We start from the raw sequence: 25,774 nt of genomic DNA on the forward strand, positions 1-25,774 counted from the left end.
TGTGCCGTGCGTTTCGGGGTGCTGGGTCCGCTGGCGGTGTGGACGACGGGAGGGTCTCCGGTCACCGTCAAGGAGTCGAAAGTCCGTGCGCTACTCGCCGTTCTGCTGATCAACCAGGGAAGACCCGTGTCAGCCGACCGGCTCATCGACGATCTGTGGGGCGAGCGACTTCCGCTCAATCCGCTGAAGACCTTGCAAACGCGGGTCTGGCAGCTTCGGAAGGCTTTGGAAGACGCCGAACCAGGCGGGCGCGACCTGGTGGTGTCGCAGCCACCCGGATATCTGCTGCGCGTCGATCCGGAGATGGTCGACACCGGCCGGTTCCGGGCCCTGATCTCGCAGGCAAGAGCCACCGCCGACCCGGTCGCGAAGGCCCGGCTGCTGTCCGAAGCGCTGGAGCTGTGGCGAGGTCCGGCGTTCGCCGACTTCCGTGACGCGGAGTTCGCCGGACCCGCCGTGCAACGGCTGGAGGAACAGCGGCTTCTCGCCGTGGAGGAACAGAGCGAGGCGAGGTTGGCGTGGGAGGATCCCGCCGATCTGGCCGTCGAGCTGAGCGAATTGGTCGGCCGCCACCCGCTGAGGGAACGCCTCCGCGCCGTCCACATGCGGGCGCTGTACCGCGCCGGCCGGCAGAATGACGCACTCACCAGCTATGGCACTCTGCGTCATCGGCTGGCCGAGGACCTGGGGCTGGACCCCGGTCCCGAACTCGCCGCCCTGCATCAAGCGATTCTGGAGCGAGCGCCCCACCTCGGTGCGGCACCGACCTCTCCGGCGCCTCGCACCAACCTGCCCACCGCCCTGACCGCACTGGTCGGCAGGGCGGACGCGGTCACCGACGTACGTTCGCAGGTCACCGCCGCCCGGCTGGTGACCCTGACCGGTCCTGGTGGTGTGGGCAAGACCCGGCTGGCGGTGGAGGTCGCCAGGCAACTGGCCGGCACCTTCCCCGACGGCGTCTGGCTGGCCGAACTGGCCGAATTGGACCACAGCACCCGCTCGGGGAGGTCCGTTTCCCTCGGCGCCCTCGTGGACCTGGTGACCACGGTCCTCGGCATCCGGGCCGACCCCACCACGATCCCGCTTCCCGCGACGAAGCCGGTCACCTCGATCGAACACCTCGCTGCCGCGCTGCGCGCGAGAAGGCTTCTCCTGGTCCTCGACAACTGCGAGCACGTGATCGAGCCCGTCGCCGAGCTCACCGACCGGCTTCTGTCGGCCGCGCCAGAGCTGCGCATCCTGGCGACCAGCAGGCAACCGCTCGACGTGGACGGGGAGCGGCTATGGCCGGTCGCGCCCCTAGAACCACCTGCCCCCGGCGCGCCGATCGAAGCCGTTCGCCGATCCGGCGCCGTGCAACTGTTCGTGGCACGGGCAACGGCCGCCACACCTGAGTTCACCTTGAACCAGGACAACGCCGACGCCGTCGCCACGGTCTGCCGCAGGCTCGACGGGATTCCGCTGGCCCTCGAACTGGCCGCCACCCGAACCCGCGCTCTGGGCGTCCGTGAGCTCGCCGCCCGGGTCGACGACCGGTTTCCGCTGCTGACCAACGGGAAACGGGGCGCCCCGGCCCGTCAGCGAACCCTGCGGGCGATGATCGACTGGAGCTGGGAGCTCCTCACCGAAGCCGAACGTGTCGTACTGCGCCGTCTGTCCGTCCACGCCGGGGGATGCACCATCGAGGCGGCCGAAGAAACCTGTGCCGGAGACGGCGTACCGCGGAACGCGATCATCGACCTGATCGCCCGGCTGGTCGACCGCTCGCTGGTCGTGATGACCGAGACCACGGACGGCCCCCGATACCGTCTGCTCGAATCCGTCGCGGCCTACTGCCACGAACGCCTGCACGAAGCGGGCGAGTCCACCCGGATCCGGCATCGGCATCACAGGTACTACATCGAACTCGCCGAACACGCCGAGCCGCGGTTGCGCGGCGGGCACCAGCGCCACTGGCTCCGGCGGCTGGACACCGAGACCGCCAACCTTCACCGGGCGCTGGACCACGCGATCCGGCACGACCGAGCGGACTGGGCCCTCAGGCTCGCCAACGCCTTGAGCTGGTACTGGTTCCTGCGCGGCAGGCTCGGAGAAGCACGCCGGACACTGAACCGCGTCCTGGACCTCGAAGGAACCGCACCCGCCGCGGCAAGAGCCATCGCCACCGTCTGGCGAACGGGTATCACGCTGCTGATCCGCGACAACGCCGAGGCGGACACGACCACGCCCGAACACGCCTTGGACTCGCTGTACGAGAGCGTCGACGACCCCGCGGCGCGTGCCTTCGCCGAATGGTTCCTGGTCTTCGCCCAGCTCGGCTTCGGCACCACCGTCACGACCGGCGGATGGATCAACCGCCTCCAGTCGGCCTTTCACGCCATCGGGGACCGCTGGGGCATCGCGGCCACCTCGACCGTGGGAGCGTTCGTCCTCGCCGAAGGGGATCTTCCCGAAGCCGCGCGACTCGGCCGGGAGAGCCTCACCCTTTTCGACGAACTCGGTGACAGGTGGGGGCAGCTGAAGGCCGGCCAGCTCCTCGCCATGCTCGCCGAAGCCACCGGCGACTACGACCAAGCCGCACTCTTCCGGCGTCAAGGACTGCGCAACGCCGAGGAACTCGGACTGTGGGCCGAAGCCGCCCACGAGCTGTCCAGCCTGGGCCGCAGCGCCTTGCTCGCGGGCGACTACGCCACTGCGAAGCAACTCCACACCCGTGCGATGCGACTGGCCACCGAACAGTCCTACCAATGGGGCATCCAACACGCCGAAGTCGGCCTCGGGCTCGGCGCCCGGCGTCAAGGCCGACTCGACGTCGCCGAAACCCATCTGCGCAACTGGCTCGACTGGTGCCGCCGATGGAACGGAACCCCCGGTCTCACGCTGATCCTCGCCGAACTCGGCTTCATCGCGGAGCTGCGCGGCGACGCCCGGGCGGCGCTCGCGCTACACCTCGACGGGTACGCCGCCGCCCGGTCCACCGGCGATCGTCGGGCGATAGCGCTCGCCTTCGAAGGACTCGCCGGCGCGCACTCGCTGGCCGACCGTCACGACCACGCCGCCCGGCTGCTGGGCGCCGCCGCCATGCTCAGGAAGTCGGCGGGAGCCCCGATGCCCCCGCCCCCCCCCCCCCCCCACCCCCCCACCCACCACGCCCCCCCCCCCCACCACCACACCACCACCCACCCACCCCTCCCCCCACGCCCCCGCCCCACCCCCCCCCCCCCCCGCCGAACACGGCGACATCGATCGCATCACCACCAGGATCCGGCAAGCCCTCGGCGACGGTGCTTTCACCACCGCGTTCCACCACGGACAGGAAACCGGGCTCGACACCATCGTCACCTGCGACCACGCGCACAGCCGGACCGCGTCCGGGGTGGATTGCGAAATTAGCTGAAAATTCGTACATCTGGTGCTTCGGGAGAGGTGAGCCCGGCGGTTACGATGATCTTTCCGGCGGCAGTCGTGACTGGGGGCAGGAGACGACATGAGTGCGCCACGTGCACCGTTCCGGTTCGGCGTTGTCCTGGTGTCCGAGGCGTGTTCCCGGGCGGAGTGGGTGGCCAAGTGCCGCCGCGCGGAAGAACTCGGTTACGACGTCGTCTCCGCCTGTGAGCACGTGAACCTCCCGTCTCCGTTTCCCTCCGTGATCCTCGCGGCGGAAGCGACGGAGCGGCCGAGGATCGGTATCTATGTCCTGAACACCAGTTTTCACAATCCGACGCTGCTGGCCAGGGACGTGGTCACGGTGGATCAGTTCGTGGAAGGCCGGCTCGAACTCGGACTGGGCACAGGCTACGTCGAATGGGAATTCCAGAAGACGGGCATTCCCTTCGGTACCCCGGGCAGCCGGGTGGACCGCCTGGAGACGACGATCGGCGAGCTGCAGCGCCTCCTCTCCGATCCGGAGCACCCGAAGACGGTGCAGCGGCCACATCCGCCGATACTGGTCGGAGGACATGGCGATCGGGTCCTGCGGCTGGCGGCGCGGAACGCGGAGATCGTCAGCTTCGTCGGTGCCCAGTACCGCCCGGAGTACGGGCGGATGGTCATCGCGCCCGCCGAGGAAATGGTGGAGCGAACCGAGTTCGCGCGTCGCGCGGCCGGTCCCCGGGCCGATGAGATCGAATACAACCTCCTGTCCAAGGCGACCGTGCTCACCAAGGACCGGAGGTCCGCGCTCGATCAGGTCCGCCGTTTCGCGCCGCACCTGGACGACGAACAGATTCTCGCCGCTCCCACGGTGTCGATCGGAACGCCGCGGCAGATCGCCGAACAGCTCCGGGAGAACCGTGAGGTGTACGGGATCAACTACGTCACGGTGATGGAACCGGCGATGGAAGCGTTCGGCAAGGTGATCGAGGCTATGCGCTGACCGGTCGGGCCACTGTTGTCGCAGTTCCGGAAAGAAGAAGCACTACGCGCCGCGGTTGCGTTCGTGTGCCTTGGTCAGCACACTCGACAGTCTCGAGGCCTCCTCGTCGGAGCCGCTCAGGTTCGGCGCGACGAGCTGGACGGAGGTGAATCTCCCTCCGCTGCAGGTTTGTCCGTTGACGGCTTTGGGGTTCTCCCGAGTGGGAATCAGATTCACGGTGCGGGAGCTGCCGGCCGGTAGTCCTTGAACCTCCAGCAGCATGGAGAACAGTTCACAGGCACGATCCGGTGCGATCTCCTTGCCTGAGGCGATCAGGTCACGAGCCGCTTCCAGTTTGCGAGCCGTCTCCGGGTCGTCGAGCAGTCCCGACCTCTTCACCTGCTCGATCGCCGCGGGCAATTGCTTCGCCCACGTTCCGGCTGACGCACCGATCACCTGGACGCGTCCCCCGGCAGGCGTCTCCCAATGACACGCCGGCAGCCCGCCGACGGCCAAAGCCTTCGGATCGGACACCTCTCCGGTAAGCATCGACAGCTCAGCCGGTGTGAGAAGTGCACACAAAGCGTCCGGAGTGGACGTCTTGGTATCCGGGTCGGCGGACGACGGGGCCACGCTCTCGGCGGCCTTGCCTTGCGGCGCCGGACCAGACTTGTCCGACGAACACCCGGCTAGACCTAGCATTGCCGACGCGGCGACAACCACTGCGATCCGACCGGCTCTCGGATAGCCGAGGCACTCCACGTTTGGCATCTTGCGCTCATCTCCCCCATCCAAAGTCAAGGGAGGCTAGCAGGAGTGCGGTTGCGAACAGACTGGAGCAGGGGCGGTGTCGCCGGCCGCGCCCCGCTTTCGACTCATCGCTCGACGTCGACGAGTTCGGCGAGTCCGCTGACGGTGAGCACCGGCACCAGCAGCTCGTTGGTACGAATACGGATTCGTTCGGCATAGGTGAACAGGGCGTTGATGCCGCCGCTGTCGAGGTATTCCACTCCGCGCAGGTCGACGATGGCCGCGCCGTTTCGCGTCGCGTCAGCGAGAGCTTCGCCGAAGGCGTCGACGTTGCTCATGTCTATCTCGCCCGCTGCGATCAGGAGGACGACACCGTCGTCACGGCTGTCCGTGGTGAGGGTGAGTTCAGTGCTCATCAGGAAAACCTCGCCTTCAGCTGGACTGTGGTTCCGGCGTTTCCTCGTTCGACGGTGACCTCGTCCATGAAGGCACGCATCAGGATCAAGCCGCGTCCGCGATCGGAATCCGCGGCGGGGCTGTGAGTCTTCCATGAGCCACTGTCCCTGACGATCAAGGTCACGCTGTCGGCCGAAGCGGACGCTTGGAGCCGGACGAGGCCACCGGGATCGTCACGATGACCGTGCTCGACGGCGTTGGCGATGGCCTCGCCCGCCGCGACGAGGATGTTCTGGAGCAGGTCGACCTCCAGCCCGCAGCACTGGAGCCAGCCGCGCAACTTTCGACGCACGAATGCCAGTTCTCCCGCGTCGGCGGGGAAACTGACATCGAGCGGGCCTGGACATCGGTAGGTCAGCAGCGCCACATCGTCCTCAAATCCGTCGGGCGGAGCCAGTTCGGACATGAGCAGTCCGGCCAGTCCTTCGAGCGTGGAGTCACCGTTCGCGGCGATCAGGGCGGCCGCGCGATCGATACCGTCGCCGAGCGAGCAGCGACGCCGCTCGACGAGACCGTCGGTATACAACATCAGCGTGGCCCGTGGAGGGATGACGACGCGGGCCTCCGGACGCGGTCTGCCGGGCCGGACACCCAGCGGGATCGAGCGGCCGCCTTCGAGCAGCCGGGGTGTCCCGTCCGCCTCGACCAGCACCGGCGGGGGGTGCCCGGCCGCGGCATAGCTCAGTTCGCCGGTGCCCGGCGAGAGCACCGCGCAGAACGCGGTGGTGCAGACGGCACCGGGCAGACGGGCGGCGAAGCGGTCCAATCCGCTGAGCGCCGCCGCCGGGCTGGGGTTCTCCATCAGCAAGGCACGGCACGCGCTGCGCAGCTGCCCCATCACGGTGGCCGCGGCCAGACCGTGGCCCACGCAGTCACCGACGACCAGTGCGATACGTCCGTCTTCGAGCTCGACGACGTCGTACCAGTCCCCACCGACCTGCAGCGGGCTGTTGGCGGGCTGATATCGGGCCGAGAACCCGTCGGGCAGCCGGTGTGGGCCGAGGATCGCGTGCTGGAGCGCCAGCGCGATCTCCCGCTGCTGACCGATCTGATGCGCGCGAACCAGGCCTTGTCCCAGCCGCCCGGCCAGCATGGTCAGCAAGGTCTCGTCTTCAGTGGTGAACGGCCGGGATTCGGCCAGTTCCAGCCACAGGACCAAGGCACCGTCGGGGTGCTGTAGCGAAATTCCCACCGTGCCCGGTTCGCCTTTCACGAGACTCAGCGGATCGGAGTCGCGCAAGGCGACGACAGCGTGCCGGGAGCGCGTCGTCAGGTCCGCCCAGAGGACCGGTTCTCCGACGATCACCGGATCGGCGTCGCGGGAGTGGGCGGGAAAGAAGACCGCCAGCACCCGTGGCGCCTTCCAGACCCGGCGGAATTCGTCCATCGCGGCGATCAGCGCTTCCTGGATCGAGTCCGCCTGCGCGAGTTGCTGGTTCAAGCCGGACAGGGCGCTCTGCCGCTGAATCGCGTAGTGTTCCGCGGTCACGTCCCGGAACGTGCCGACCGTGACGCGTCTGCCGCTGTCGGGGTCTTCGACCTGGTTGAAGCTGGCGGTGGCCCACAACCGGTGCCCGTCCCGGTGGGCCACGGGCACCGTGCAGCTGCCCCGGCGATTCCGCAGCAACGTGTCGAAGGCCTCGGCGACGAGCCGGTACGCGTCGGGCTCGGTGTCCGCGTCCGGCCACCACGGGTGGACCGGTTGGTACGGCAGGCCTTCCGGACCGTAACCGAGGATCTCGCTGAACGCGCTGTTGATCTCGATGACGGCTCCGTGTTCGTCACAGACGAAGAAGGCTTCCTGCAACGAGTCGATCAGCGCGGCACGCCACCGGGCGGAACGCGCGCGCAACCGGGCCAGTTCGACGTTCGCCCGGACGCGGGCCAGAAGCTCGGCCGAAGCGAACGGCTTGACGAGGTAGTCGTCGGCGCCGGCTCGCAATCCCTCGATGGAGGCTTCCTGACCGGCCCGGGCCGAGAGCAGCAGAACAGGCACCGCGGCGGTGCGCGGTTCGTCGCGCAGTTTCCCGACCAGGCCGAGCCCATCGAGCCCCGGCATCATCACATCGCTGATGACGAGGTCCGGTGGGCTGGTGCGCACGGCTTCGATCGCCTCGCCGCCGTCCGCGACGGCCTGGACCACGTACCCGGCACCGGTGAGAAGCCGGGTCAGGTACTCGCGCATATCCGCGTTGTCGTCGGCGATCACGACCCGGGCCGGAGTGGCCGGGCGCCACGCCGCGGTGTCGGGGTTCCGGGCGATTTCCGGCGTATCGGAGGACCAACGTCCGGCCTCCAGCACGAACGGTTCCGCGGCGGCGAAGCCCGAACGGTCACTGGACTCCGCGAGCGAATCGGCGGGGAGGTGACCGGAACCGAAAGGGAGCCGGACGGTGAACGTCGTGCCCACGCCTTCGGTGCTGTCAGCGACGATGGAGCCACCGTGCAGTTCCACGAGTTCGCGCACCAGCGCGAGACCGATCCCGCTGCCCTCATGGGAGCGGGCGCGGGTGTTCTCGATCCGGTGAAACCGCTCGAACAGGTGAGGCATCTCCTCGGACGGCACCCCGACCCCGGTGTCGGCCACGGCGACGGTCGCCCCCGCCTCGTCCTGGGCCACGGTGACCGTGATGGCTCCTTCGAAGGTGAACTTCACCGCGTTGCTCAGGAGATTGAAGACGACCTTCTCCCACAGGTCGAGGTCCAGGTACACCGGTTCCGTCAAGGGACGGCAGTCCACGGTGAAGCGCAGACCGGCCCGCTCGATGGCCGACTGGAACACACTGGCCAGTTCGGCGGTGACGGACGCGAGGTCTACCGGCGTGAAGCGGGCCCGCATGCGACCCGCCTCGATCCGCGAGAAGTCCAGCAGCGTGTTGACCAGCTTGCTCAGCCGCGATCCGTTGCGGTGGACGACCTCCAGATCCGCACGAGCGGCGTCGTCCAGGCCAGATGAGCTGGAGAGCAGCCCCTGCACCGGCCCCATGATCAAGGTGAGCGGAGTGCGGAACTCGTGGCTGATGTTCGAGAAGAAGACGGTTTTCGCCCTGTCCAGTTCCGCGAGTTCCTCCGCGCGCCGCTGCTGCGCCTGGAAGCTGCGGGCGCTCGTGATCCCGGCGGCGATATGCGTCGCCACCAGTTCGATGAAGCCGCGGTAGCCGTCGTCCAGATCGCGATACCGGTTCAGCCCGGCCACCAAGAAACCGTGGGGCACCCCGCCCTGCTGTCTCAGCGGAATGATCAAGACCTGGGTGGGAGGTGCGGGCCACTCCCCCGCGGGCAGTCCGGCCATCCTGGCGTCGTCGAGATCGAGCAGCGCCGTCCCGCCCTCGGACATCTGCTCGACCGGGAGCGCCGGCAACGGCACGGTAAGCCCCTCCGCGAGCCCGGTCGAAGCGGCGAGCCGCGCCGAGCCGTCGTCGTCGAACAGGTAGATCAGGGTGAACGGAAGGTCACGCATGTTCCGGTTGAGCTGGCCGACGGCGAAGGCGAGTACCTGGGCCTCGGTGGTGATCACGCTGGGGTCCGAGCCGAGGTCACGCAGCGTGGCCATCCGGCGCTCGCCGATGATCCGATCGGTCTCCTCGCTCACCACGCACAACATGCCGACCACCTGGCCGTCGTCGTCGCGCAGCGGGCTGTACGAGAACGTGTGGTAGCTCTCCTCCGGGTAGCCGGAGCGTTCCAGGAACAGCAGAAGCCCCTCGTCCCACGTCGCCTTGCCGGTGGACAGCACGGTTGCGATGCGCGGGCCGATGTCGTCCCAGATCTCGGCCCATACCTCGTTCGCCGGACGGCCGAGAGCCCACGGATATTTCCGTCCCAGCGTGTTGTGCCGGTACGCGGAGTTGCAGAAGAAGGTGAGCTCCGGTCCCCACGCCATCCACATGGAGAACCGCGAAGAAAGCAGGATGCCGACAGCCGTGCGCAAGCTCAGCGGCCACCCGTCGGGCGGCCCGAGGGGCGTGGCCGCCCAGTCCACCGCGGCCAGGTCGCGACCCACCTCACCATCCTCGGCGAACACATCGATTCCGCCGCTCACAGCATCCTCAGAAGGCACTGGAAGCCCTTTCCTGTCCCGCTCATCACCGCGGCCGCACCCACGTCGTGATCGCGGTATACCCGCTCAGGACCCCGCTGACGCGCTCGATCCGGGAGATCGCCTCACAATGGCCTGTCGACGACACGGGACAGGTCTCGTAGCACCGCTCGCGCGGTCCGGCCGCCGGAGGCGAGCGCACCTTGCAGTGAACTCGTGTCGCGGTGATCGCCGCACACGTACAGCCGTTCACCGAACCGGATCTCGCCACGGACGGCGTGGGGTGGCGACATGGCCGGGAGCGCATGGGGAATCTCGTAGCGCCCGACCACCGGCCAGCGCGCAGTGTCCACACGGTACAACCGGCTCAGTTCCCGCCGCACCTCCGATTCCGCGAGCGGCGCTAGCGCCGAGGCGCTGACGAGGGCCGCGCCTTCCGGAGCGTAGGCCGGGCAGACCTCGCTCAGGACCGAGGTGTTGACGATCGGGCCGCCGCGGGCGTCGACCACGATGACCGGCTCCCGCAAGGGTGACCGCGGTGGCGCGAAATACCAAGTCGTGACGCTGTTCCAGTGCGGTTCGGGGACACCGTCGACCAGGCCCGCGGCCGTGGTGCCGTCCGTGGCGACGACGACGACCCTCGCGGTCCATACGTCCCCGCCGGAGGTGCGCACCTCGCCGTTCCCGACGTGCTCCACGCGCGTACCGGTCCGCACTGCGGAAACGGGGAGCAGCCGGGCGAGTTGCCGGGGCAGCTCCCCCATGCCCCGTGACGGCAATGACGGCGCGGATCTCAGGAAACTGCGCCAGACGAGTTTGAAGAACCGCGAGGAGGTATTCAAACCGGCCTCCAGGAAGACCCCGGACAGGAACGGGCGGAGCACGGTTTCCACCGCGTGGCCCGACAATCCCGCCCCGCGCAGTTCGTCGGCGGTCGTGCCGTCGCGGCCCTGGACGATCGACCGCGCCGGTCCGGCCGCCACCCGCGCGGTGAAGGCACCGAGCGCGGCGAGGTCCTTCGCCGACAAATAGCGCCTTGCCGCGACGTCCCGCAGTGCCTTGGGTGTGTCGAGCGGATTCCCGAGAAGGCTGAGACGGTCGTCGCCGGCCACCCGGACCGCTCGCCAGAACTTGCCCAGCCGCAGCGCGTCGACGTCCACCAAGCGCTGAATCGCGGGGTACGCGGGATTGAGGATCTGGAACCCGCGATCCAGCCGGAAACCGTCGACGACGTCGGTGCGCACGCGGCCGCCGGCCTCGTCCCCGGCTTCCAGGACGGTGCAGACCACCCCGGCGCGGTGCAGGTGCAGCGCGGCGGAGAGGCCGGCGAGTCCGGCACCGATCACCACGACGTCGGTTTCGTGCACAGCCATCAGAAACGCTCCTCGGTGTCACATTCGACGCGAGCTCGAATGTGCCTTGCTCGCAACGCGTAGCGCCGTCCGGCGTAGGCGAGGCCTAGTTGCCGCGTTCGACCGCGGCGTCGATCAGCACGGCCCGCATTCGCGATACGTTGGTTCCTGCGGAGCCTGTTCCGCAATATCCGATGAAGCCATCCTCTGGCACTTGGAGCGATCTCGCAACGGTTCCGGACTCCAGCCGCTCGGAGGCGGTCGTACGGCCATCGGCATGACGCGCACCGACCGCCCGCTCATGATGCGAGACGAGGGTGGCTCGGATGTTCCACGGCCCGGCTTCGCACCGACCGCTTCAGGTGACGCGAAAGACCGGCCAGCCGATCTCGGTGCGCCACGCGGCGGGATCGCCGGTGTCACGCGGGCCGACAACGTAGACCTCCCGCACCGGCCCGGCCACCGACATCGCGTTCTCCACCACCCAGGTCCCCAGTTCGCCATAGGTGACTTCGACGCCGTCGTGCTCACCGACGTGGGTGGTGACGGCCAGTTCCACGGCCGGAAGAGTTACGGGGTGCACGCGTCCGCTGCGGGGTGGCGCATCGGTCGGCAGGTAGACGAGCACGCGACCGCGCTCCTGTTCGAACAGGGCGTTGTCGTAGCTGCCGCCCGGCGGTCCGGTCACGGCGGCGCCGACGGCCGCCTCCAACTCGGCCATCGCGCCCGCGAACCAGGTCGAGACGTCGCGGTGCTCGACCACGGCTTCCACCGCCGCGACCGTGCGGGCGGGCTCCGCGCGCAGTTCGACGTCGATCGGCGCGGGGTCGGGCCGGAGCAGGCGCCGCAGCGACACGACCGCGGCCCGGGTGCGGTCGAGCACGTCCTCTAGGCGTCGCAGGTGGTCCGCGACCAGGGCCGACCGGACGTCGGGGTCGGGGGTCCGCAGGATTCGCTGCACGTCGCTCAGGGGGACGTCGAGTTCGCGGAGCCGGTGGATGACCTGTGCGGCCGGGATCTGGTCGAGCCCGTAGTAGCGGTAACCGGTGCTCTCGTCCACCACGGCGGGTTCCAGCAGGGCCGCCTCGTGATACCGCCGCAGCGTCCGCACGCTCAGGTGGGTCAGCCGCGAGAACTCCCCGATGCTCAGCACCTCTCCATTCTGGACTCTCCCCCGGGGAGAGAGTCCACGGCTTGACCCTCCCACCCCGCGAGACCACACGATGGGCTCATGACACAGCACACCGATTCCCAGTCCGCTCTGCTCCCGGCCACCGTGCGGGAGTTCTTCGCCGCCCACGTCGTCCACGACGCCGACACCGCCTCGTCGTTCCTCACCGAGGACGCGGTGATCATCGACCAGGGCGAGACCTTCCGCGGCCGCGAGAAGACCCACGCGTTCCTGCGGGACGCCGGGACCGAGTTCGAGTACACGACCGAACAGATCGGCGCCCACCGCGCCGACGACGACCACTGGGTCGTGACCGTGCGGCTCGAAGGCGGCTTCCCCGGCGGCATCGCCGAACTCGACTACCGGTTCACGCTCCGGGAGGACCGCATCGCCGAAATCGTCATCGCCGGCCACGCGGCCTGACCGCACCCACATCATCTCGATCCTCGACGGAGAAAATCATGAAGACTTGGTTCATCACCGGTGGGACGCCCGGAGGGTTCGGTCTGGTCTACGCCGAGGCCGCACTGGATCGGGGCGATCGAGTCGCGGTGACCGTTCGCCGGCCTGCTGAACTGCGGGAGTGGGCTGAGCCCTACGGCGACCGCGTGCTGGTTCTCGAGCTCGACGTCACCGATGCCCAGCAGGTGCGTGCGGCGGTCAAGGCGGCGGAGGAGCGGTTCGGCGGAATCGACGTGCTCGTCAACAACGCGGGCCGCGGCTGGTTCGGCTCGATCGAAGGAGCCCCTGACGAGACGATCCGCCGCACGTTCGACCTCAACCTGTTCGCCGTGGTCGACGTGGTGCGTGCGGTCCTGCCGGGTATGCGGGCACGCGGCGGCGGTTGGATCGTGAACATGTCGTCGGTGGCGGGCCTCGTCACCGCGCAGGGGTTCGGCTACTACTCGGCGGCGAAGTTCGCGGTCGAAGGACTGTCGGAGACGCTGCGGCTCGAGGTCGAGCCGTTCGGTGTGCGGGTGCTCGTCGTAGAGCCGGGAGCAACCCGTACCAACGCCTTCGCCGGCTTCCAGGACCAGCCCGTCGACGAGGTAGTCGACGCTTACGTGCCGATGGTCGAGAGCGTCAAGGCGGCGTTCGTCGACCACAACGGCAAGCAAGAGGGCGATCCCGTGCGGGGAGTGCGGGCCGTGCTCAGCGCGATGAACGCACCCGTTCCGCCGCACCGGATCGTGCTCGGCAACTCCGGCTACGACGTCGTCACCGCGATGCACGAGAACGCCCTCGCGGAGCTACGCGCCAACGAGAAGCTTTCGCGCAGCACGGACTTCTAGCCCCGCGGCTGCGGGCCGCTCCGCCTGCCGGCGTGGTGTGCGCGGTGAGCCGACGAGTTCGCGTTGCTGTGCAAGGACTTCGGCGATGGTGTCGGGCAAGGAGTCGAACAGTGGCTTCGTACCGCGTGAAACCGTCCAAGCCCGTCGCGATACTGGTCGTCGTGTTCGTCAACGGGATCGGGCGGCACAACTCAGCGACGTGAAGATAAGTGTCATCGGGTACGCCACGCAATACTCGAATTCACCGCTCGGCGCTACCGCGCCAGTACAAGATGCGCAGGTCGGGGACACAATCGTAGATGTCACTGGCCTTCTACTCGAGAACGCAGATCACGCCCGGCCGGCCTGTGAACGCGCCCAGCTTGTCGAACCATGGAAGCAAAGAACCCGGACCCCTTATCGAAGCGGTTGTGACGACGAAACAAAGTCTTGCTACGCCACCACCGGCTCCCGCAGAGCACTTATCCGAAACTCGGCACACCGGAGCAAACGGAGACACAAGAGAGCCCAGGAACAATTAACGCCGAGGCGAAATTGCCGCCGAAGGACTAACATTGCCGTAGGTCGGCAACGATATTGACGTGGTGGGCCGGGTCGGGCTCGAACCGACGGCCAAGGGATTATGAGACCGCAGCTCCGACATGTCAGCCAGTGTCGTCGCTTGCTAGATTCTGCCGGTTTGTGCAGGTCAACGCCAGTATGACCCCGGGCGGAGTGCCGCTGCGTGTCGGCCTGTATCAGGCTGTCCGTGGACAACGGAGCCCAATCGGAGACGACGTGCCCGTCCATTCGACAGCGCCTTTGCCGCCAGCAGAACCGCCATGTCCGCCCCGCTCACCGGCGCGGCATCCCCTCCCGCACCGCCGGAATCGCCAGCCATCCCCAAATGATCAAGACACTCCCGTCACCCTGCACCGCGACATCCCCCGCCCAGCTGAAGGAGGACTTCATGGCTGGCAACGTCTCCACCGCTTCCGCGCCATCATGGCCTTCGCCACAATTCACACCGCCGCCGATCACCTCGACGTCAACCAAGTCATCCTGGCCCGACCGACAGCTGCACCGCCTCAAAACCGACGTCGGCGCGACGCTCTACCATCGCAGCCCATGCGCCCCACCTGCCGTGGCACAGCACTACTACACGCACTCGAACGCCCGATGCCCAGCGGCAACTCGCCACAGCGACCACCCACGGCATCAAAGCCAGCGAACAACTACCGCGGAAGAAACCTCGCCTCGGATAGTGCTTGAGATGACAAAAAGATCAACCATCCGCGCCGTCGGCAAGCGATGGGTCGCCATACACAACCTCGCGAATGAGCAAGTTCCCCGCACCCCAAGTTAGAAGGCTCTCGAAGGCTGCGGGGCTTACCAACAACATCGTGCCCCGTGTACGCGGCCAGGGCAGATGGTAGGCGCCACCTTCGTAATGACTCCGCCAGGTGATCATGGCCATCGCGGGTCCGGTTTCGTCATGCAGCACGAACGGCTCGGTGGCCGGCTGCAGGCAAAGTGCCAGTCTTAACGACAGGCTCGGTACCAGTAGGTGATCGTGCACACCGAGGCCGCCGCGGGCGTCGCCCATGAACTCGTCGTCGACGTCGATGCCAATCAGCGGACTGGTGGTGTCGGTGGAGACCTCGTTGAGCAACGGTGGCATAGCGGCGAACCAGCTCGATGCGCTCTCAGCACAGAAGAGACGGCAGCGGAGCCCGGCCGCATCACTGCGCCGACGAAGTTCGACCGCGAGATCGCGGCCCGACCGGCGCAGAAGACTGTCTCTTTCGGGCCACGCCGGCAACACCGTGGTTTCCTCGGTGCGGGCGATCACTCGCCAATGCCGGTAGCGGCCGGCCGGCAAGGTGTCGCACTCCTCCAAGTCTATGGACGCCACCGTCGCAACAAGATCGGCCTTCGCTGAGCGTCGTGACTGCACCCCGGCGACGTCGCGCGCACGGGCCCAGATTGGATCCTTGGCGTTGGGTGGAGCAATGATGTCGGGGCGAGGCTCGCGGATGCACTCGATCGCAAGGGGCAATGTGGGATCGTTAACTAAGACGCGGGCGAGCGCATGCTCCCATTCCGCAGGGTTCGCGGGCGGTCGTCCGGAGGCCAGGAGCGCAGCACGCCCCCGTGACCCGAATGGCGCCATCAAAGTCGCCGACACCATCAAAAACGACAGGATAACTCCTGCGATAATCGATTTTCTTTTCATAACCCCTCACCTAGGTTGCAGACGGAAGCAAAATCCAACCTCGGGCGCCCATTCCGCGGCGAGCTCTACACAAGCAGCGGGCGTAGCCTCATGGCTCCCATGACCGCCGCAGCCTGCTTCTCCTTCCCAGGACTGTTGTCGCGGGTCTCCCTCAGTATCCGAGACTTCGGCTTGCTACTGGACCCCACAGTCAGCCAGATAACTGGTGCTGTCACGGATATCCGCATCCCAGATATAACCTGCCGTACGAGCCCATTGAACCCCGTTACGGCCGGCGAGATGGACGCCCAGTATCAACCGCCAGCCGTTGTTGTCGTTGATCTTGCACAATGCGGCGACATCCTCATTGACCCACGCTTTGCCGACGTGCGGGGTGCTCAGACCGGGACCGGAGTACATGGCCGTGTCCCTCGAAGGTTGCACGGTGAGCCAGTCGGTGCACAAACGAAGGCCATAGGTGGACTCGACGATATCGAGGTCCCAAATGTATCCGGCCGTATTCGCCCACTGCACACCGTTCTCGCCGGGCCGGTCAATGCCCAGCACAAGCCACTTACCGTTATTGTCCTGCAGTCTGCACACGGCAGCCACGTTGTCGCCCTGCCGCGCTTTCCCCACTATGGGGGTACTCAGTCCGGGACCGGAGTACATCGACGTAGTGATACGCGGAGTCACCCGAACTCCGATCCCCTGTGCTGCCGCGGACGCCCGTGGACTACCGGCTTCCGACGACGCCACCGCTGGCACGGCGAACGCGTGCAGCGACAACGTGATCCCTGCCCCAACGAGCGCATACATGAGTTTTTTCGTGAACATGGCGTGCCTTTCGACTTGTCAGCGGACCGCATCGCATGGCCGAGTGGAAACTACCGGTGGACAGCAGGGCATAGATAGGAAAAATGTCAGGTGCATCGAGGGTGACGATCACTCGTCCTATCGGGTGACAACCGGGCATTTCAGGGTCCAGAGAGGTTCCAGGCTTCGATTTCCCCAATCAAGATGCCTTCTTCCCCTAATATCCGGATCCGAATCGCCGCGCACGCGAAGTCAGGAAAAGCGTCTTTTCGGGTCATGATCGGTTCGGAACCTCGAACGGAGGTCGACGTCATGGCATGCTGCGGTTCTGGTGCAGTTCGTTCTCCGGCATCGACGGCGACAGGGGAAACCGTGGTGCAAGACAGAGAAAAGCTGGCAGCGGTAGCCCCGATGTGGCAGACGCGTCGACCCGACAAGAGGTTGACCCGCTGGGTCAACTTCTACTTGGCTTACCGGCGCGCGACCGGCGTCACGATGGTTCGCACCGTGGCCGCGTTGAACTCAATACTGGTGATCGTCGACCTGGCACCGGCGATCCAGCGTTCCCTGCAAGGTGTTCCCTCGGCGACGGTCTCCTCGGTCACCGGATTGACCGGCACGCCGATCGCCTACGAAAGAACGGGCAAAGAAGAAGGAGTCATCGTGGAGCTGACTCCGCTCGGCGCCCGGGCGTTGCTCGGCATGCCCCTGAGCGAACTCGGAACCGCCAGGGTCGGCATGGCGGACCTCTTCGGCGCTGACGCCCGCCGGTTGACGGAACAGCTGTGGGACGCGGACGACGTCGACCACCGGTTTCGCATCATCGATCAATGGCTGGCGGACAGAATCCTGGATGGTCCGAAGTTGCCGAGGGCGCTCGAAGGCAGTTGGCGGAGCCTGACCGGATCAAGAGGCGACGTCAGAATCACCGACCTGGCCGACCGGGCAGGTGTGAGCCGGCAGCATCTGACCACGAGTTTTCACCGGGAGATAGGGCTGTCGCCAAAGACGGTCGCCCGCGTGGCGCGCTGCCACTGGGCGCTCAGGCTCATCACCGGCAGGAACCCCCCACCTCTGGCCACCGTCGCAGAACTGTGCGGCTACACCGACCAAGCGCACTTAAACCGAGACTTCCGGCTCCTGGTCGGCTCCACACCCACCGGACTCCTACAGTCCAGAGACGCTCAGACGGACCTCTTCCTGGGCAGTGAGATCGCTCTGCACCCTCAACACGCCACCGGAACACCGCTGGAATCGGGACAGCCGCTGTCGTAAACGCACCGCGACCTGTCCAGCCGCCTTCAGCTCACCCGCGTCGAGACGCAACTCCGGCCAGAACGGCAGCCATGTGTCACCGGCGAAGGCTGTCCTGATTGTGCCGACGGGAATGCTGGACTGGTATCGGCGTGCATACCAGTCCGGTTCGGACCGCTAACCTGGATTGCGCGAATGTTCCTGGGATACGCATGCAGGCTGAATCGCCTGTGGCTGAATGGTCCGAGGCCGTCGATGGTCAGCGGCGACGCAATCAGTCCCGGCTCGGGCGCGACGCACCACACGGCTTCGGTCGTCTGTGGACTTATCCGCTGAACCGGACGTCGTGAACGGCGCTGGGAGCGGCGAACTCTAGTAACCGCAGGGCTTCGGCTTCGATGGCCGCTCGGTCGGCGGCGGAGATCGAGCGCAGCGGCACGACAGGAGCACACCACCAGGTCCGGGCGTCGGCCACGGTGGCCGGCCCGAACGCGGCGAGATAACGCCGGATCAGCCCGCGCACGTCGTCTGCGGTGGCGGCTTCCGATACACCGGGAAAGACAGCGAACGGGGTCGCGCCGCGTTTGCCCCACGTTCCGCTCGGTGCGGGGTGCACCAGCGGGAGCAGATACTGCACGGTCCAGCCGAGAGCCTGCGCGTCGGCTCCTGGCCGGTTCAGCGCGAGCGCCCGCCCCAGCTCGGGCCGGGTGAGAACGCCGCCGCCGAGCAGCCGAAGTCCGTGAGCAGCTACCTCCACGACGTCTCGGTCGACCGCCAGCGCTATCCGATGTTCGGCGCGTCCGGGGCCAACATCCGCCCATGCGCTTTTTGGCGATCCGAGCCCGCGGAACCGCCCGTGCGGGTAGATGACCAGGGCCCGTCGAACGTGCTGCTGGCACAGAACACCCGCGACCCGGCGACGCCGCTGGCCGGTGCCGAACAGATGCGGCACGCCCTCGGCGACCGAGCCCGAATGGTCACCGCCGATCAGGGAGGCCACGGCGTCTACCTGATCGGCGCGAACAAGTGCGCCAATGACACGGTCACCGCGTTCCTGACCACGGGCGAACGCCCCGAGGCCGATCACACCTGCGTGGCCGAACCGGCCTGACCTCCTCCGGTGCCGGGCCGGTTCGCGCCAGAACCGGCGCGGCGCCCTCCTTCAAGCGCCCGCCGTTCGAGCGAATCGGCCACATACGACACGGTGTCACAGAGCAGAACGACCAGCTGATCGTCGAGGACCTGCTGTTGCTGCTGCTCGACGACAAGACCGGGACCACCGCGGCCGCAGGCACACTGCCGTACTCCCTCGACGGCGCCGTCCTCGCCGAACTCGCCCTGATCGGCAGGGGGCGAAACCGGGAAGCCTTCCGTGTTGAACGGCCCCGAACTCGTCGCCATCGGAGACGGCCCGCTGCCCGCCCCGCTGCTTCAGGCCACGTACGACCAGATCGCCGAGAGGAACCGGGTGCTCGGCCTGTTCCCCAATGACCCGCCTGCCCGCGGCCGACTCGCGGCACGAGGCGGGTAGTTCCTGCTCACAGCCTCCTCGTCAGGTGACAGCAGAAGACCTCGCAGCTCGTTCTCGTCCCGCACTTCGTTCAAGGCCCCGTGTCGTTTCTCCATGTTCGAAGAGCCGGAACCTCCGAACTCTCGAAGCCCGAAAGGGCAGTCAAGGTAACCAGTGTTCATCCAGCGTTCGGTTGCAATGTCCGTCTCTATCGCCATGTAGGCGGGCCTAGCTGACTTCCAGGCCGCGGGCCGTATCAGGCTCTACTTCGGCAACGGCGCCGCTGTGGCGATATGCCTGCGGCCGCCCACGCGAGACGGGCTAACCCACTACCTGGCTGACCGGCTTCGCGTGCTTGTCAACGAGCTCGTGGCCGGTGGAATCCTTGTGCGATGTCCTTCGGCTGAGCGCATTCGGCGCAGTTGCCCGCAGAGTACGTCTGGGTTCCGCGAATGAGGCGTTCCGTCGGCAAATGTGGTGCCCCGGGCGAGTGAGCACCGGGGCACCACATGTTCGGTCTCTATCTCGGTCCTGGTTGCCGTCCGCCGACGTCTCGGCTGTCTCTGATTCCGCCGAGGCCGGCGGGTGATCCGCCGCCTCCGGCCATCAGTGGCAGGGTCAGTGCGTCGGCTACGGCGTTGGCCGAGATCGTGAATCCTCTGCCGAGGGTTTCGGCTCCTGCTCGGACGACGTTTGCGCCGTGGCGGACGGTTCGGCCGATGGCCTTGCCGGTGATTCGTGCACCTTGCGCGAAGTGCCAGACAGCAGGAGTGACGCCCTCGTTCAGCAACCAACGGGCGCCTTGTGACGGACCGTAGGATGCCCATTCAAGGGGAGTGCGGCCAAAAGCCTTCAACGTGCCCATTCCAGTGAAGGCAACGGCAACTCCTGTGGTGATTAGAGGATGGGCCACGAGCGCAGCCATCGGACCGCTGATCGCCGTCGCAGCCATAGCTTCACGTGTGATGAGCCAGCTACCGATTATATCCCCGAATTCACTGTTGAGGGGTTTCATGCGCTCCCGGTACGCCCGGTAGTCGGCTTCATACGCGCTTTTCTGGACAATGGCCCTCACTCTGCGAGCTTCGGCGACCGCAACCTTGGCTTTGGTGCGTGAATGCACACGTTTGGCGGCCTGGATGCTCTTGATGCGTTTCACGTGTCGTGCCATGGTGGCGCGCTGGGCGGCGGCGCGGGCGTTGGACTTGGCCACCTTGTTGTAGGCGAATCGGGCCATCGAGAACGCCATTCCCCACAGTTTCCCGGTCGGGTCACTGAAGCTGGCCGGGCTGTTGTTGGCGTAGGCGTAGGCGTTGAGCTGTTGCGGGTTGTCGGCGTCCAGAACGGGGTCGACGGAGGTGAACCGGCCCGTGTCCGGGTCGTATTGGCGGACCCCGACGTTGACCAGCCCGCCTGGTTCGCGTGCGCCCATCTGGAATCCGTGGTCATTGGGCCACGCCGCGGCTTGGCCGCGTACTTCGCCGAACGGCGTTTGCCTGCGCTGCACCACTTCCTGCGTCTTCTCGGTGACTGCGGTGTGCGCGGTGCCCTGTGTGTCGGTGACCAGCCAGGTCACCCCGGCGATGGTGCGCTGGGCGACGATGGCGCCCCCATGCTCGTAGAACCTGATGCCGTCGACCTTGCCGGTGGCCCGGTCGAACCGGACCTGTGTGTCGGACAGGAACAGTGTTGTGCCGGCCGGGTCGGCGCGGACGATCCGGTTGCCTTCGGCGTCGTCGACGTAGGTCGTCGTGCCGGTGCGGTCGGCGGTGGAGACGAGGTTTCCCTCGACGTCCCAGGTCATCTTCTGCTCGCCGGGCCTGCTGGTGGTGTTGCCCAGTTCGTCGTAGGCGTAGCCGTCGGTGCGCGTTCCGGTGTTGTCGGTCGTGGTGGTCGAGGTCAGTGCGTGCGGTTTCGCCGTCTTCGCCGCCGGATAGGTGTAGGTGGTGGTGACGTCACCCGTCGGTGTGGCGTGCCGGACTCGGCGGGTGCGGTTGCCGACGGCGTCATAGTCGAAGTTCTGCCAGTAGGGTGCGGGGCCGCCCAGGCCGGCTGTGCTGGGTGTTGCCGCGCAGTCTCCGGACTTCGGGGTCCAGGCCCCCGTCATCCGTTGGTTGTGGTCGTAGGTGAAGCATTGGGTGTCGGCGGAGGCCGCCTCGGTGATCCGGGTGACGTTGCCCGCCGGGTCGTAGTCCTGGTGTAGGTCCGACACGACGGGGGCGCCGCTTTCCTTGGTCGTCAGCGCCTGTGTGAGACGCCCGGTGGGTTCGTAGGTGTACTGGGTCTCCATCAGTTTGCCGGTGGTGCCGGTGGCGAAGGTGTGCACGCCGGTCTGGCCGAGGTTGGTGTACTGGGTGGCCGCGACGTAGGTGGTCACCGGCCCGGTGCCGAGTTTGGACTTGAGCACCGAAGGCTTGCCCAGATCGTCGTAGCCGTACTCGACCACTTCCGTGGGCAGTTCGCCGACCTGCGGGTAGGTGCTGGTGACGAGCTGTCCGTTGGCACGGTAGGAGTTCTTGAACTCGTAGACGCCGGCGAGCTTGCCCGCCGGGGTGCCCGCGGTCTCCGGGATGGTGATCTTCGTGCCGGTCGGCTGGTAGTGGTTGTCGTAGCCGGTGACCTCGCTGGTGTAGGTCTTGCCGTCCTGGTGGCGGATGCTCGCGTCGAGGTGGCCGTCCTGTTTGTCGTCGTAGGTCCATTCGGTGCGTTTCACCGCGCCTTCGTGCAGGGCGGTGCGTCTGCCGAGCACGTCGTAGGTCGTGGTCAGGACGCGGCCTTTGGCGTCCGTTGTCGTGAGCTCGTCACCGGCGGTGTTGTAGGTGCTCTTCGTGGTCCCCGAGTCCGGGTCGGTCGTGGACGTGCGGCGGCCGCGCAAGTCGTAGCCGTAGCTCCACGTGTTGCCCGCGGGGTCGACGACGGTCGCTTCGAGGTTCTTGCGGGTGTAGGTGTATTTGGTGCTGTCGTAAGGCCCGGTGGGTGTGCCACCGCGGTACTGGCGTAGCTCCACCTTGCGGTCGCGGCCGTCGGTGATCGTGCTGGTCGCGGTGCCTCCCTTCGGCGGGGTGACGTCCACTCGGTCGCCGCCGTAGGCGGTCGTGGTGGTGGAGTGCTCTTTGTCGTAGGACTTGACCACCTGGGACACGGGCCGGTCGGCCGCGTCGAAGGTGGTCAGCACCTGATTGGGGATGCCGTTGTCCTGCAGGGCGACGAACAGGCCGGTGCCGGGAGCGCCACTGGCCGGGTAGGCGGAGTTGGTCTTGGCGACCCGGCCCGCCGAGTCGTGCACGGTGTCGCTGACGACGCGCCCGGACGATCCGGGGCCCTGCGTCTGGCGCTGTCGCAGGAAACCGTCGTAGAGCACCGTGGACGTCACATAACGCACGTCGTCGGGATGCAGTTCGGCCGTGGTGACGGCGGTCGGCGCGTCCGAGCGGAACAGATAGGTGTGCTTGACGTGCGGCTCGGCCTTGCCCTGGACACGTCCTGGTTTCCAGACGGCGGTGAGGTGGCCCAGCGGGTCGTGCGCCTGGCTGGTGATCTTGCCGTTGGGGTCGGTCGTGCTCAGTTCGACCTCGTCCCAGGCCGGTTCCACGGTGGTGGTCGTGGTGTGCCCGAGGGCGTTGGTCTCGACGACGGCCGTCACCGGACCTCCGGTCGGCGGGGTGAACACGGTCTTGGTGAGCGCGTCACGGGCGTCCCAGGACTCCACGACGCGGCCGTGCGCGTCGTACCCGGCACGTGACACGGTCGTGTAGCCGCGCGCACCACCAGCGAAGGACGAGATCTCCTCGGTCCGTGTCTCGTCTCCCTTGGTCGGCGCGAGGCCGAAGTCGCGGCCGTCGTAGGACGTCCGGGTGTCGCTGACGATCTCCTCGTCCCGGGTGGGCTGTTTGTCGCAGGACAGAGCGTAAGTCTGCTCACGGGACGGGAACTCGATCAGCCAACGCCCCTCGTCGCGGACATAGTCGGTCCTGGTGCACTGGTCGTCGTCGGCCGTGTTCTCGTCGCCCAGGTCGTTCTGTGCGACAGGAAGGCCGTGTTTGTCGAACTCGGTCGTGGTGCGGGTGCGGAGGAATCCTCGTCCGCCGTCGAGCGCGATGCGGTGCCGGGTCGTTCCGTCGGCGACGAACCGGGCTTGCACCGTGGCCCCGCCGCGGACATCGGTGGCGGTCGGTTCGGACATCCACGGGTCGACGATCTCTCCGGAGATCTCGGCGCCGCCGGGGCCGGAGAACGTGCGCTTCTCCCGCGCCCGCCCCTCCAGGCCGGGGCTGTCGGGAACTTCGACGTTCTCGGAGTCCTTGAGACGGACCGTACGTTTGCCGCCGCCTGGCAGCTGGTCGCCGTCCATGCCCCGGAAGTAGTGCGTCTCGCTGTGGCGTGTGCGGGCGCCGGTCCCTTCGGTCACGCGGACTTTCTCGTAGCCGCGCCAGCTGTTCCACGTGCGGTACTTGTCGGGCACGGTCTCGTCCTCGGTGTGATGCCAGGCCGCTCCGCCGACGTACTCGTAGGCCGTGGTGCTCACCGGGTTGCCACCGGTGTGGTCCACTTCGGACACCGAGGTCACGACGTACTTGTGGAAGTAGTCGATCTTGGGGTCGGTGTCGCCGGTCCTGGTCCAGTAGGACGGGAAGCAACGCAACGTGTTGGTTTCGGGCGCGGCGGGCATCGAGCCGCCCACGGCACATTCCGGATCGGAATAGCCGACGACGATCTCACCGCCGGTGCCGTTGCGGATGCGTTCGATCCGGCGCCACTTCATCGGCGGCGCGGTGTCGGAGACCGCCCGCACACGATTGTCCCGCGCCATCCCGGTGAACGTGGTCTCGGGCGTGCCGAGCGTTCCGCCGACGTGGCCGGTATGGGTGATGCCGTCCAGCCACAGCCCGGCGCGCGTGTTGTCCCCGGGATCGGGATACGAGTGCCGCAGTGTCCACGAATCGACCGCGCGGCGACCGGTGCCGCCTGCGACGGTGGTGGTGAGCTTGGCCAGCCGTTTGGTCGTCCAGAAGGTGGGACTGGCCACGCGGCACGGGCTGCCGGTGCACTCCAGGTCCCAGGGAACGTCCTTCCACGTGGTGGCGTTCTTGGTGTCGCAGCCGGCTTCGCAGCGGTCGGCGGTCTCGACCGCGACCTGCATGGGCACGTGGCCGTACTCGGAGTCGGAGCGGGTGCCGTAGTCGATCCGGGTCAGCCAGCCGCCGCGGACGTAGTCGGTCGCCTTGGTCGCGTCGTTGTTCCGGGCGTACTTGTTGGTTTCCTTGGCGTACCACAGGGACATGGAGTTGCCGTGGGTGTCCACCACGTGGTCGAGGTTCCATCGCCACGCCTGCGAGCACGAGGGGCCGGTCTGCTCCGCGGTACGGCACGGGTCGGCGCCGTACACGGGGACGGTCCACGTGGAATCGGTCTGCGGACGGCCCTCGGTCCAGCCGGGCAAGCGGTTCCGGCCGAACCAGAACTCGGTGCCGTGCCGGTCGGTCACCACCCAGTGCTCGCCGTCGTTGTCGCCGTTGGCCGCTCCGGTGCGGCGCTCGACGCGCATCCCGGCGTCGTGCCGGGCGCGGAAGGTCCCGCTGACGTCGTCACGCACCAGTTCGGTCGTACGCCCGTCCAGCGACAGCACGGCGTTGTCCGAGGCCCAGCACAGGTCTCCGGTCTTGGCGACACCGCCGCCGACGTCGGTGCAGGGACGGTAGGAACGCTCGATGAAGCCTTGGGAGAACGAGAAGCCCTCCCCCGCCCAGCTCGGCTGATTGTTGGTGGCGGCGGTCATCCCGTCGACCGACTGGCTGGAGTAGTCCAGGCGCAGCCGCGGTTCGGGCCCTTCCAGAGCGGGCGGAGTGCGCATCGGGTACTGCCAGGAGAAGTCGCCGGACGAGCCGCCGAACTCCCACGAGCCGGAGGCTTTGAGCTCGGTGGCCTTGAAGTCGCCCGAACTGCCCTCGGGACCCGCCGCCAACGCGACCAATCCGCCCGCCGGGACCCTGCCGGACACCCTCCTGCCGTCGTTGACCGCAGACACGGCGGTCCCGGCGCACTTCGGGTCGGCGGGCGTGTCCAGGGCGCAAGGAGGCAGGCTGAGCAGCCGGAGCCGGTTGCCGTAGTCGGCACCGAAAGCCGAGCGGAACGCCGAGTAGTCCAGAGAAAGGTCGGCATGGCCCTTCTCGGCGCGAGCATTGCTCTCCAGGCGCACCACCACGGCCCAGGAGCCGCGCTCGGCCACCTTGCGGTCCAGCACCTCGACGCTGGCCGTGCCGGCGGCCCCCACCGGGGTCACGCTGACCGGCAGACCACCCACCCGGGCGGTCGTGGCCTGGCGGACGGCGGCCTTGCCCGGCTGCGGCCACACGGGCGCGGGAACGGGTTTGCGGGCCGCTTCGTCGTCGGGGTCGGGCGCATAGGGCACCGAGGACGCGGTCTTTCCTGCCACTACAGGGTGTTGTTGCGCTTTCAGTCGCTCATAGGCCGCGGCGGGTGCCGCCGTGGCGACGGCCAGCCCGGCCGCGAGAACCGGCACCAGCGCCGCCGCGAGTACTCTTCGAGCCAGGGAAGGTAAGGGTCTCTTCTTGTGCACGTCGGTCAT

17 protein-coding genes are annotated in these 25,774 nt (G+C 67.4%); 7 read left to right on the top strand and 10 right to left on the bottom strand.

All coding sequences use genetic code 11. From position 1 onward, the window contains the following. Nucleotides 1–6 precede the first annotated feature (6 nt). Complete coding sequence (locus DMC61_RS33630) at nt 7–3,393, top strand: BTAD domain-containing putative transcriptional regulator (protein ID WP_233595045.1); 3,387 nt, start codon at nt 7–9, stop codon at nt 3,391–3,393. A 94-nt stretch (nt 3,394–3,487) separates the two neighbouring features. Then, nucleotides 3,488–4,375, top strand: coding sequence for a TIGR03621 family F420-dependent LLM class oxidoreductase (locus DMC61_RS33635; protein ID WP_125694391.1), 888 nt, complete (start codon nt 3,488–3,490; stop codon nt 4,373–4,375). A gap of 42 nt (nt 4,376–4,417) precedes the next feature. Here DMC61_RS33635 and DMC61_RS33640 read toward each other — a convergent pair whose 3' ends face one another. From DMC61_RS33640 to DMC61_RS33660, 5 genes are all read right to left on the bottom strand, one after another. After that, complete coding sequence (locus DMC61_RS33640) at nt 4,418–5,125, bottom strand: DUF3558 family protein (RefSeq protein ID WP_125694393.1); 708 nt, start codon at nt 5,123–5,125, stop codon at nt 4,418–4,420. Between the two features lie 104 nt (nt 5,126–5,229). Further along, the gene (locus tag DMC61_RS33645) at nt 5,230–5,520 is read right to left on the bottom strand and encodes an STAS domain-containing protein (protein WP_125694395.1); all 291 of its coding nucleotides are present in this window, start codon (nt 5,518–5,520) and stop codon (nt 5,230–5,232) included. Further along, complete coding sequence (locus tag DMC61_RS33650; RefSeq protein WP_233595046.1) at nt 5,520–9,563, bottom strand: SpoIIE family protein phosphatase; 4,044 nt, start codon at nt 9,561–9,563, stop codon at nt 5,520–5,522. The genes DMC61_RS33645 and DMC61_RS33650 overlap by 1 nt, the downstream gene beginning before the upstream one ends. Before the next feature lie 161 nt (nt 9,564–9,724). Then, entirely contained in the window at nt 9,725–10,972 is a 1,248-nt protein-coding gene (locus DMC61_RS33655) for an NAD(P)/FAD-dependent oxidoreductase (RefSeq protein WP_125694399.1), read from the bottom strand. Nucleotides 10,973–11,309: 337 nt separating this feature from the next. Beyond that, nucleotides 11,310–12,104 carry a MerR family transcriptional regulator gene (locus tag DMC61_RS33660; protein ID WP_125694401.1) on the bottom strand — a complete coding sequence of 265 codons (795 nt, stop codon included), beginning with the start codon at nt 12,102–12,104 and terminating at the stop codon, nt 11,310–11,312. 78 nt (nt 12,105–12,182) lie between these two features. Here DMC61_RS33660 and DMC61_RS33665 point away from each other — a divergent pair, with 78 nt between their 5' ends. Together DMC61_RS33665 and DMC61_RS33670 are read left to right on the top strand one after the other, a co-directional pair. After that, a complete protein-coding gene (locus DMC61_RS33665) occupies nt 12,183–12,545 on the top strand; it encodes a nuclear transport factor 2 family protein (protein WP_125694402.1) in 363 nt (120 codons plus the stop codon). Nucleotides 12,546–12,583: 38 nt separating this feature from the next. Next, nucleotides 12,584–13,414 carry an SDR family NAD(P)-dependent oxidoreductase gene (locus DMC61_RS33670; protein WP_125694404.1) on the top strand — a complete coding sequence of 277 codons (831 nt, stop codon included), beginning with the start codon at nt 12,584–12,586 and terminating at the stop codon, nt 13,412–13,414. Nucleotides 13,415–14,248: 834 nt separating this feature from the next. Here the strand turns inward: DMC61_RS33670 and DMC61_RS33675 are convergent. From DMC61_RS33675 to DMC61_RS33685, 3 genes are all read right to left on the bottom strand, one after another. Next, nucleotides 14,249–14,449, bottom strand: a complete 201-nt coding sequence (locus DMC61_RS33675; RefSeq protein WP_125694406.1) for a hypothetical protein — start codon at nt 14,447–14,449, stop codon at nt 14,249–14,251. 229 nt (nt 14,450–14,678) lie between these two features. After that, nucleotides 14,679–15,629, bottom strand: a complete 951-nt coding sequence (locus DMC61_RS33680) for a hypothetical protein (RefSeq protein WP_125694408.1) — start codon at nt 15,627–15,629, stop codon at nt 14,679–14,681. A gap of 174 nt (nt 15,630–15,803) precedes the next feature. Further along, nucleotides 15,804–16,211 carry a hypothetical protein gene (locus DMC61_RS33685; protein ID WP_125694410.1) on the bottom strand — a complete coding sequence of 136 codons (408 nt, stop codon included), beginning with the start codon at nt 16,209–16,211 and terminating at the stop codon, nt 15,804–15,806. Nucleotides 16,212–16,700: 489 nt separating this feature from the next. Here DMC61_RS33685 and DMC61_RS33690 point away from each other — a divergent pair, with 489 nt between their 5' ends. Next, nucleotides 16,701–17,699: a helix-turn-helix domain-containing protein gene (locus DMC61_RS33690; RefSeq protein WP_233595047.1), complete on the top strand. Its 999-nt coding sequence runs from the start codon at nt 16,701–16,703 to the stop codon at nt 17,697–17,699. A 304-nt stretch (nt 17,700–18,003) separates the two neighbouring features. On the opposite strand, the gene DMC61_RS41260 is transcribed toward DMC61_RS33690, so the two are convergent. After that, the gene (locus DMC61_RS41260) at nt 18,004–18,435 is read right to left on the bottom strand and encodes a DNA glycosylase AlkZ-like family protein (RefSeq protein WP_158634151.1); all 432 of its coding nucleotides are present in this window, start codon (nt 18,433–18,435) and stop codon (nt 18,004–18,006) included. Between DMC61_RS41260 and DMC61_RS33700 the strand changes: the two genes are divergently transcribed. Together DMC61_RS33700 and DMC61_RS41840 are read left to right on the top strand one after the other, a co-directional pair. Beyond that, complete coding sequence (locus DMC61_RS33700; protein ID WP_370456438.1) at nt 18,418–18,789, top strand: alpha/beta hydrolase; 372 nt, start codon at nt 18,418–18,420, stop codon at nt 18,787–18,789. The genes DMC61_RS41260 and DMC61_RS33700 overlap by 18 nt on opposite strands. A 137-nt stretch (nt 18,790–18,926) precedes the next feature. Beyond that, nucleotides 18,927–19,169 (top strand): hypothetical protein, encoded by a 243-nt coding sequence (locus DMC61_RS41840; protein ID WP_233595048.1) that lies wholly within the window; start codon nt 18,927–18,929, stop codon nt 19,167–19,169. A gap of 539 nt (nt 19,170–19,708) precedes the next feature. On the opposite strand, the gene DMC61_RS33710 is transcribed toward DMC61_RS41840, so the two are convergent. Beyond that, nucleotides 19,709–25,774 (bottom strand): RHS repeat-associated core domain-containing protein, encoded by a 6,066-nt coding sequence (locus tag DMC61_RS33710; RefSeq protein WP_125694414.1) that lies wholly within the window; start codon nt 25,772–25,774, stop codon nt 19,709–19,711.

Origin of the sequence: Amycolatopsis sp. WAC 04169 (assembly GCF_003947535.1) — a bacterium.
GTDB lineage: Bacteria > Actinomycetota > Actinomycetes > Mycobacteriales > Pseudonocardiaceae > Amycolatopsis > Amycolatopsis keratiniphila.

Coding starts and splice junctions, on each gene's coding strand:
- DMC61_RS33665 (WP_125694402.1), top strand. CDS start 12,183: ATGACACAGCACACCGATTCCCAGTCCGCTCTGCTCCCGGCCACCGTG.
- DMC61_RS33710 (WP_125694414.1), bottom strand. CDS start 25,774: ATGACCGACGTGCACAAGAAGAGACCCTTACCTTCCCTGGCTCGAAGA.
- DMC61_RS33680 (WP_125694408.1), bottom strand. CDS start 15,629: ATGAAAAGAAAATCGATTATCGCAGGAGTTATCCTGTCGTTTTTGATG.
- DMC61_RS33635 (WP_125694391.1), top strand. CDS start 3,488: ATGAGTGCGCCACGTGCACCGTTCCGGTTCGGCGTTGTCCTGGTGTCC.
- DMC61_RS33640 (WP_125694393.1), bottom strand. CDS start 5,125: ATGCCAAACGTGGAGTGCCTCGGCTATCCGAGAGCCGGTCGGATCGCA.
- DMC61_RS33655 (WP_125694399.1), bottom strand. CDS start 10,972: ATGGCTGTGCACGAAACCGACGTCGTGGTGATCGGTGCCGGACTCGCC.
- DMC61_RS33690 (WP_233595047.1), top strand. CDS start 16,701: ATGATCGGTTCGGAACCTCGAACGGAGGTCGACGTCATGGCATGCTGC.
- DMC61_RS33645 (WP_125694395.1), bottom strand. CDS start 5,520: ATGAGCACTGAACTCACCCTCACCACGGACAGCCGTGACGACGGTGTC.
- DMC61_RS33670 (WP_125694404.1), top strand. CDS start 12,584: ATGAAGACTTGGTTCATCACCGGTGGGACGCCCGGAGGGTTCGGTCTG.